An 8,562-nucleotide genomic window follows, 5' to 3' on the forward strand; every position below is an offset into this window, starting at 1 on the left:
GGTAAGTAGCTCCCCCAAAAAAAACGTAAGATAGATAAAAGCAGCCCTCTCCTCCGCAGCCCGACCCCAGAGTTCCAAGAAATCATGAAGTTGTATGGTGTCCCAGCTCTCAGAAAATTCAGAAATTACTTTATGGATGCGTCATTAAGATGTGAATACCTTACAGCTCACTGGACTGCAACAAAGCTAGAAAGGTGACAAAGGAAGGTCAGATATATCCATAACCAACAAACAGGAGCGAACAACCATGACTCCATATGAACAGGGAGAACACATTGCCACTCAGTTTTATGCCGATTGTGGCGAGGGAGGACAAGCAGTAAATATATGCAATGCTGTAAAGCAATGGGATGGCACAATGGGACAATTTAACCCCCCTCAAGCATTAACCCAGTGTTACCAGAAATACAATCAGTTGATCGGAAATGCGGAAATCAATCGAGGGTTTTATAATAAAATGCGGTCAATCTGTCACCTCGACTAACAAGCTCTGTAATAGGGGGCAGTGGTGCAGAAAATACAGGTAAATCTCAAAACGAATCTACAAGCCTTTGCGTATGGAAAGGACAGGTAAATGGCATTCTGAAGTGAGCGCAGTTTGTAGAGCTTGGAGATGAGAGTGCGATCGCTTTTTGGTTGAACTTAAGTAAGACAAAGGGGAGCGTTCGCGGTTGGTAAAGTTTAAGAATGATGAATTGATCGCTCCTCTTTTGGTAGAGTTTAAGGATAATGAATTGAGCGCTCCTCTTTATTATTGATGGAAGGAAGTGCGATCGCTTTTTGATTGAGCTTAAGACGAAGGGGTGCGATCTCAATTAGTAGAATTTGGGGATGAGAGTACGATCGCTCTTTTGCCGCTTCTCCTATTTTTTATGAAGTGCATCAAGCTCAGAAAAAAGTTTTAATTAAAACAATTCATAAATTGCTTCTGGAAATCGTCATTAAGAGGTAGAGACGAAAAGCAAAAATCCAAGTTTGCCCTAGTTCAAAATTTTAACCATAGTGAGAAGAGTACGTCATGTCTATCGAACAAACACCCAAAACTCCTCTAGAAAGCCAGAATTTACCTGCGCCACAGCTTAAACCAAACCTAAACGAAAATTCGAGCTGGGAGAACGCACCTAAAAAAACTCTGATCAATGATCAAGGAAGTCATACAACTGACGACAAGGGAGTTTATTTCGTACAAAAGTGGGATACGTTAAAACCACTGCTTGAGAGTTTTAAATTCCCAGCAGCTTTGAAGGTCACTTCGCAAGGGCTGGAACATGTGAATCGACCAGGAGTTAAATTAAGTGAAGCCATCTCAGAAGAAGATGTGGAGAACGAAGTTGAAACCAGAGACCAAAATGAGGCTTACTACACAGAATGGGAAAAACAAGCTTATAAGATGCTCTCTAAGAGTGTCAGTGCTTCTGTTGGAATCCCTATTTCCTGGCTGAGCACAACGTTTGGTTTAAGTGCTAGTTACACAAGTATCTCAGAATCTCGTTCGCACAGCAAAAAAAACCAATTGTTTATGGTGGCACAGCGCATCGTACAGAAGACTAAAGTGATTCTAAAAGAGGAGACCATACAGGTAACCGAGAAGTTTAAACAGAGCGTTGAACGCGCTGAAAACGTTGCCGACTTAAGGAAAGTATTTCAAGAATACGGCTACTTTGTTCCAACCACCTATATCATCGGCGGTAAAATCTTAGCCGAAGACACAGAAACCTTTTTGGGCCAGGAGGATAAAACGGTTAAAGCTCAAGAATTTGGAGCGGGTTTTGAAGCGGAGTTGAAGATGTTAAAGTTTACTCCAAGTGCAAGCGGCGCTTACAAAAGTGGCAACCAAAATCAAACTTCACAGAGTAGCACTCAGGCTGTCAGGAAACACTTAATGACGTTAAAAGGGGGAGACGAAGCACTAATTAACAATGGCGCACAATGGATAAGCTCACTAACACTCAATAAGTGGCAGATAGTCGGGTATGAAGACCTTAAGCCAATTACCGATTTTCTAGACGAGGAACTCAAGAAGAAATGCAAGGAAATCCTTTCCACTCCCACTCCCATAAACAAGTTACCAGAGGAAGTGGCTGAAAAGATTAAGTTGATGGCATGGCATGCTGCATGGCATACGGCAAACACACGTGCAGGGGACAAATATAAAGGGGATGCTGGAACGGATGAGGTAAGCTTCAAAAAACACTCCGAAAATGTGAGTCAAGCGGTAGACGATCTCGAACTTAAGTTAAGCCAAAATGCACTAGACGATATCAAGTGGGGAGCATGGAACGCTGCATGGCATACGGCAAACAAACGTGCAGGATATGAAAACGATGCTGAAAATGCCAAAAATCGATTTGAGGAACACTTTGAATCTCTGAAAAACTCTAAAGAGGTTACTGAAAAATTAGCTGAAAATATCAAAGGAATGTGTTGGTATGCTGCATGGCATACGGCAAATACACGCAAAGATTATAAGCAGGATGCGGAAAATGACTTAAAGAATTTTGAGCTTCATTACAGCCAAATTGTGCAATAAATTACTGAAAATAAAAGTAATCAAAAATTGCGTTGGCGCAGAGGTTTAAACCTCCCGACGGGTGAGGCTACGGGTGTAAGCGATGAAGAACGCTATCACCCCTAGCCCTTCCACTAACTGAAAGTGTAGCAGGCTTTCATCGAGTCGGTTTCTTTGAAAGTGTGCTCGCGCGATCGCTGCTGCTTCCAGCAGATCGCGCTAGCACGCTACACTGTTGCGATGCCGAATTGGGAAATCCGCTGCTTTGACTGTGTTGTTACCTCGGATGGTTCAATTTATTTTGTCTTCAAAAAAGATATTTACGGAAGATTTACCTATTACAGCTATATTCTGATTGACATCCTCTTTAAGACATAAGTTATCTTCGTAATGTGTAGGAGTTTACGCAACGATCCGACTTTTCCGACTTACAAAGGCGGGGGAGAGGAAGTATTATAGAGATACAGCAGATTCCATGTATATATGATACACTTTATTTAGTACATAAGCGAAAAAAATGAAACCCTATTCGATAGAGTTGCGTGAGAAAATAGTTAAAATCTATGAACAAGGTGATACATCAATTAGGAAAGTAGCCGCCAGATTTGATGTGAGTAAAGGGTTTGTTCAAAAAATTTTAAAACAAAAACAAACGACTGGTCATGTTCAACCCAGAAAACAGGGTGAAAGCCTCAAAAGTGTGTTAAACTCGCGCACAATTGAATTGACCCAAGTGGTAGAAAAATATCCGGATAGCACGTTGTCAGAATATTGTGAAGATTGGCTGATGAACTACAACGAAGCTGTCAGCCCGAGCATGATGTGTCGTGAACTACAAAAACAAAATTTGACGCGAAAAAAAGACCGTACGCAGTAGTCAGTCGGCTACTGAAAGAGTGCAAATTCATATGTGTGAATATTGGGATAAAGTGAAAAATATTTACCCGGACAACCTCGTTTTTTTGGATGAAATGGGCGTTTTATTGGGGTTGACACGAACCCACGCACGTTCAAGATATGGTAGTAGAGTCTATGATTTAAAACCATTTTATCTGGGTGCCCAAGTAACAGTTATTGGAGCAATAAACTTAAAAAAAGTAGTAGGATTAATGACGCTGAATGGGTCGATGGATAGTCAGGCATTTGCAGTTGTTGTAGAACAATGTTTAGTGCCAAACTTAGGGAAAGGTGCAGTCGAAGTTAATTGATAATCTACCAGCCCATAAATTGGCGGTGATTGAACCATTGATTCAAGGGGCTGGTGCCAGTATCCTGAATTTATTACCCTATTCTCCTGACTTTAATCCGATAGAATTATGGTGGTCACAACTCAAAGCTTTTTTACGTAAGTTTTCGCCCACTACTACCAAGATGGTAGACATTTTACTAGCTACTGCGCTTGACGCGGGTTAATACTAAGCACTTCAAAAACTGGTTTACAAGCTGCTGCTACTGTACTTCATAAACTTGGAATACGCTGTAAGATGCGGTCTCAGAACCTGTGGAAGCAATTAATAGACTTTCATAGCTTTTAAACGATACAGTTATAATCAGGGTTTAACGCTACAAAAGGGGCTTCTACTTAATTACTACCATATTGTTCAGAGTGTGCGCGATGATCGCACATCTCCGTGAAATTACGGCTACTTTTTAGCTTGTAATTTATAGAATAGTGCGTACATTATTGTTATATCAGTAAATCCTCTATGGACGACTGGATATCAAAATGTATAAATTATCTCAAGAACCATTGGCTCTAGAAGTAAATATAAATTTGGACATTTCTTCTCCATTTTCCGTAAGTTACAAGGAAATTTTTAATTTCCCTTGACAGGCATCTATTTTTCTATTTATATTACAGAAGTTGAGAGAAATAGCTAATAGATGAGCTGATGAGTACGATTAACCAAAAGATTAAATTGAATCTACAAGGGTGGCTCGAAAAATCAGAGTATTAGTGTTGCCAAGGCATTCAAGAGCGGACGCAGGGGTGCAATAGCAGCGTCCGGTAAGAAATTTCGTACCGAGCCAACTTTTTGAAAGGTGCTGGAAGATATGGGAAGACAGTGGGTGCAGTTGACTGTCTTCTAAGTGAAGGCGAGGCATCTACGAACACAACAGTAATAGCATAATTCACCTATTGCTTAACAAAATTATCTAACAATAGCAACGTGCTCAAATCGGCTGCGATTGGAACTGAAATGAGCATTGATCGAAACCCATGCCAATTGAACACACGAATTATCTAATTACCAGGATTATGACTCTTCTTAACTACAACAAAACCACCTATCTGCAAGAAAATCCCGAGGTAGTAGAATCTGTAGATTTTGGCAGGATTGCCAACGGGTTCGACGATTAAGTAAAGTTTGGTTTTATTGAAAAAAGGACTTCCCGGATATTCCTGGTAGCTCTTTGTAAGCGCCTTATAATGTAGCAGCAGTTGCCGTCCCCCAGTGTAATGTAATGAAAAAACCTAATGAAAATTTAAAATCTGAGATGAATGTAGAAAGAATTATCTCGGAACAGTTTGAGGAAGATGACCAGAGCCTGTCGATTTTGAATGAAAATTATTCAGATACTAGCACGGGAGAAACCATATCCTTTTCTCCTCTTTCTTACGGACAGCAAGCCTTGTGGTTTCTTTACCAAATTGATCCTCAAAGCGCTGCTTACAATATTTTTGATACGGCGCTAATCCGCTCAGACATAGATATTCCCGCTTTGCAGCGGGCGTGGCAAAAGATGGTGAATCGCCATCTCTCCTATATTTTGAACTTCAAAGAGCCAAGTTTGACCGTTGACACCGCCTGCTCCTCGGTGCTGGTTAGCGAACCGTAAGTTTTAAAAGCACTCAATCGGTGAAAATTAACTTCCACCCAATCTTATGATCGACAAGTTTAAAGATTCAGAAATATCGGCTGTTAATCCAGAAGATAAACTTTATGCTTCCCCGCCTTTGACCGAATCAGAGCGGCATAAAATATTAGTTGAGTGGAATAACACTCAGAACGATTATCCTATAGATAAATGTATCTACCAGCTATTCGAGGAACAGGTAGAGCGATCGCCTGACGCCGTGGGAGTGGTCTTTGAAGGGGAGCAATTGACCTATCGAGAATTGAACGCGAGGGCAAACCAACTGGCACATTACCTGCAAGGGCTGGGCGTAGGGCCAGAATTTTTGGTGGGGATCTGTGTAGAGCGTTCCATTAAGATGGTCGTGGGATTATTGGGAATTCTTAAAGCGGGTGGAGCTTATGTGCCATTAGACTCAGCATATCCCGCTGAGCGCTTAGTTTATATGCTGGAAGATTCCTCAGTGTCAATATTGTTGACTCAGCAGCATTTAGTTGAGCGACTACCTTTGAGTCCTGCGAAGATAGTTTGTCTGGATTCGGACTGGGAAGCAATCTCTCAAACAAGTGAGTCTAATCCCTTCAGTGCTGTTAGGGGCGAAAACTTGGCGTATGTCATCTACACATCGGGTTCAACAGGAAAGCCCAAAGGGGTAGCAATGCGACATCTCGCCCTTACTAATCTGATTTTGTGGCAACTTGAGAATACAACGGTTTCGATCTCGGCAAAAACTCTGCAATTTTCGCCTGTAAGCTTCGATGTATCTTTCCAAGAAATTTTTTCTACGTGGTGTTCGGGTGGGACGCTGGTCTTGATTTCAGAAGAAGTGCGACGGGAACCGCTAACTTTGTTACGTTTGCTGGCAGAAAAACAAGTTGAAAGACTGTTTCTTCCCTTTGTTGCTTTGCAGCAGCTAGCGGAGATAGTGGAGAGTGCGGGATTAGTGCCCACAAATTTGCGTGAGGTCATTACTGCTGGCGAACAGTTGCGGATAACTCCCTCTATTGCTAAGTTGTTTGCAACCTTAACAGATTGCACGCTGCACAATCATTATGGGCCATCTGAAAGCCATGTAGTTACTGCGTTGACTCTAACGAGTTTAGTCAGCAGTTGGCCAGCACTTCCTTCCATTGGTCGTCCGATTGCGAATACCCAAATCTACATTCTCGACAGCCATCTGCAACCAGTTGCTATCGGTATGTCGGGGGAACTGTATATCGGAGGCGATTGTTTAGCACGAGGTTATTTCAATCGCCCTGACTTAACCGAACAAAAGTTTATCCCCAATCCTTTCACTCAAAAAGAAGAGTCGCGCCTCTACAAAACTGGCGACTTAGCCCGCTATTTACCAGACGGCAATATTGAATATCTAGGTCGCGTTGACAATCAAGTAAAAATTCGCGGTTTTCGCATTGAAATCGGAGAAATTGAGGCAGTATTGAGCCAACATCCAACAGTCAAAGAAACAGTAGTTATGGCACGGGAAGATACTCCTGGAAACCAATGCCTCGTTGCATACACTGTACCGAAAACGGAGAAAGTTCTCAGTGTTAGCGAAGTGTGCGAATTCCTAAAAGAAAAGCTGCCAGATTACATGATGCCGTCTTTTTTTGTGCTGCTGGATGGGTTCCCTCTCACCCCTAGCGGCAAAATAGATCGCCGCGCCCTACCCGCCCCCGAAAAGCGTTCCGAACTGGAAGAATCTTTTGTAGCCCCATGCACTCCGATTGAGGAAATGTTAGCCAGCATTTGGGGTAACATCCTCTTAATTGACTCTGTAGGCGTTCATGACAATTTCTTTACCTTGGGCGGACATTCCTTATTAGCAACCCAAGTAATTTCAAGAGTGCGCGACACGATATCGATCGAATTACCATTACGCAGTTTGTTTGAAGCTCCCACGATTGTCGAATTCGCTTCGCGGGTTGAGATAGCGCTCAAAAACGGAAAATCTGTAGAAGCTCTGCCTCTTCTACCAATTTCAAGGTCAGAGTCCATCCCATTATCTTTCGCTCAAACGAGGTTGTGGTTCCTCGACCAATTACAACCAAACAGCCCCTTTTATAACATCCCGCTTGCTTGGCATCTTAGTGGTCAGCTTAATATAGTCGCTTTAGAGAGTAGCATCAACGAAATTATCCAGCGGCATGAAGCGTTACGTACCAACTTTGCGACAGTAGAAGGTCAATCCGTTCAAGTTATCGCCTCAACTCTTAGTTTTCAACTAGAAGTTGTGAACTTGTTGCACCTCTCTGAGAGCCAACGAGAAATTGAAGTGAAACGATTAGCTACGGTTGAAGCGAATCGACCTTTTAACCTGGAGCAAGACCCTTTACTCCGAGGTACGATAATACAGCTAGGTGAAACCGAGTACCTCTTGCTGCTCACCATGCACCACATTATTTCTGATGGTTGGTCTCTAGGCGTATTCGTCAAAGAACTAACAGAACTTTACCAAGCTTTCTGTACAGGAAAGCCTCCAGTTTTACCAGAGTTACCAGTACAATATGCCGACTTTGCCCTTTGGCAACGACAGTGGCTAACTGGAGAAATACTAGAAACCCAACTTGACTATTGGAAGGAACAACTCAAGAACGCTCCGAATTTATTAGAATTGCCCACAGACCGAGCGCGACCGGCTGTTCAAACCTTCCGGGGAGGATATTACTATGCAGCCTTTTCCAAAGAATTGAGCGCGGAACTTGCCACGTTGAGTAAGCGAGCGGGAGTCACTCTGTTTATGACGCTTTTGGCAGCGTTTCAGACATTTCTTTACCGATACTCAGGGCAAGATGACATCGTAGTAGGGACGCCTGTAGCTGGTCGCAACCGACGGGAACTTGAAGGGCTAATCGGCTTTTTTGTCAATACTTTAGTGCTGCGTAGCGACCTATCGGGCAACCCCAGTTTTGACCAGTTACTCAATCGAGTTCGGGAAGTCGCGCTGCAAGGTTACACGCATCAAGACCTGCCATTCGAGCAGTTGGTAGAAGCATTGCAACCAACACGCAATTTAAGCTACACGCCTCTATTCCAGGTGATGTTTGCTCTTGACGACGGAGGAGTACCTTCTATGGAACTGCTTGATTTAGCGGTAAGCTCGTATTCCGTGGAAATCGTCACAGCCAAGTTTGATTTGACCCTATCAATGGAGAATACGGCTGATGGATTGGTAGCAGAATGGGAATACAACT

Annotated in this window: 8 protein-coding genes; all 8 read left to right on the forward strand. The window is 42.8% G+C overall.

Features of this window, described 5'->3' with window-relative positions; translation table 11 throughout:
- The first annotated feature begins 247 nt into the window (after positions 1-247).
- Positions 248-484: a hypothetical protein gene (locus tag QT996_RS22585; protein ID WP_333049095.1), complete on the forward strand. Its 237-nt coding sequence runs from the start codon at positions 248-250 to the stop codon at positions 482-484.
- 534 nt (positions 485-1,018) lie between these two features.
- Complete coding sequence (locus QT996_RS22590) at positions 1,019-2,530, forward strand: MAC/perforin domain-containing protein (protein WP_333049097.1); 1,512 nt, start codon at positions 1,019-1,021, stop codon at positions 2,528-2,530.
- Positions 2,531-3,026: 496 nt separating this feature from the next.
- Positions 3,027-3,386 carry an IS630 transposase-related protein gene (locus QT996_RS22595; protein WP_333049100.1) on the forward strand — a complete coding sequence of 120 codons (360 nt, stop codon included), beginning with the start codon at positions 3,027-3,029 and terminating at the stop codon, positions 3,384-3,386.
- 31 nt (positions 3,387-3,417) lie between these two features.
- Positions 3,418-3,717, forward strand: a complete 300-nt coding sequence (locus QT996_RS22600) for a transposase (protein ID WP_333049103.1) — start codon at positions 3,418-3,420, stop codon at positions 3,715-3,717.
- Between the two features lie 25 nt (positions 3,718-3,742).
- On the forward strand, positions 3,743-3,922 hold the full coding sequence (locus QT996_RS28725) for a transposase (RefSeq protein ID WP_445304587.1): 180 nt from the start codon (positions 3,743-3,745) through the stop codon (positions 3,920-3,922).
- An 808-nt stretch (positions 3,923-4,730) separates the two neighbouring features.
- A complete protein-coding gene (locus tag QT996_RS22605; RefSeq protein ID WP_333049107.1) occupies positions 4,731-4,871 on the forward strand; it encodes a hypothetical protein in 141 nt (46 codons plus the stop codon).
- A 104-nt stretch (positions 4,872-4,975) separates the two neighbouring features.
- On the forward strand, positions 4,976-5,350 hold the full coding sequence (locus QT996_RS22610) for a beta-ketoacyl synthase N-terminal-like domain-containing protein (protein WP_333049110.1): 375 nt from the start codon (positions 4,976-4,978) through the stop codon (positions 5,348-5,350).
- A gap of 46 nt (positions 5,351-5,396) precedes the next feature.
- A partial coding sequence (locus QT996_RS22615; RefSeq protein ID WP_333049113.1) for an amino acid adenylation domain-containing protein occupies positions 5,397-8,562 on the forward strand: 3,166 nt, incomplete at its 3' end.

This window comes from Microcoleus sp. S13C4 (assembly GCF_036700865.1).
Taxonomy (GTDB): Bacteria; Cyanobacteriota; Cyanobacteriia; order Cyanobacteriales; family Microcoleaceae; genus Microcoleus.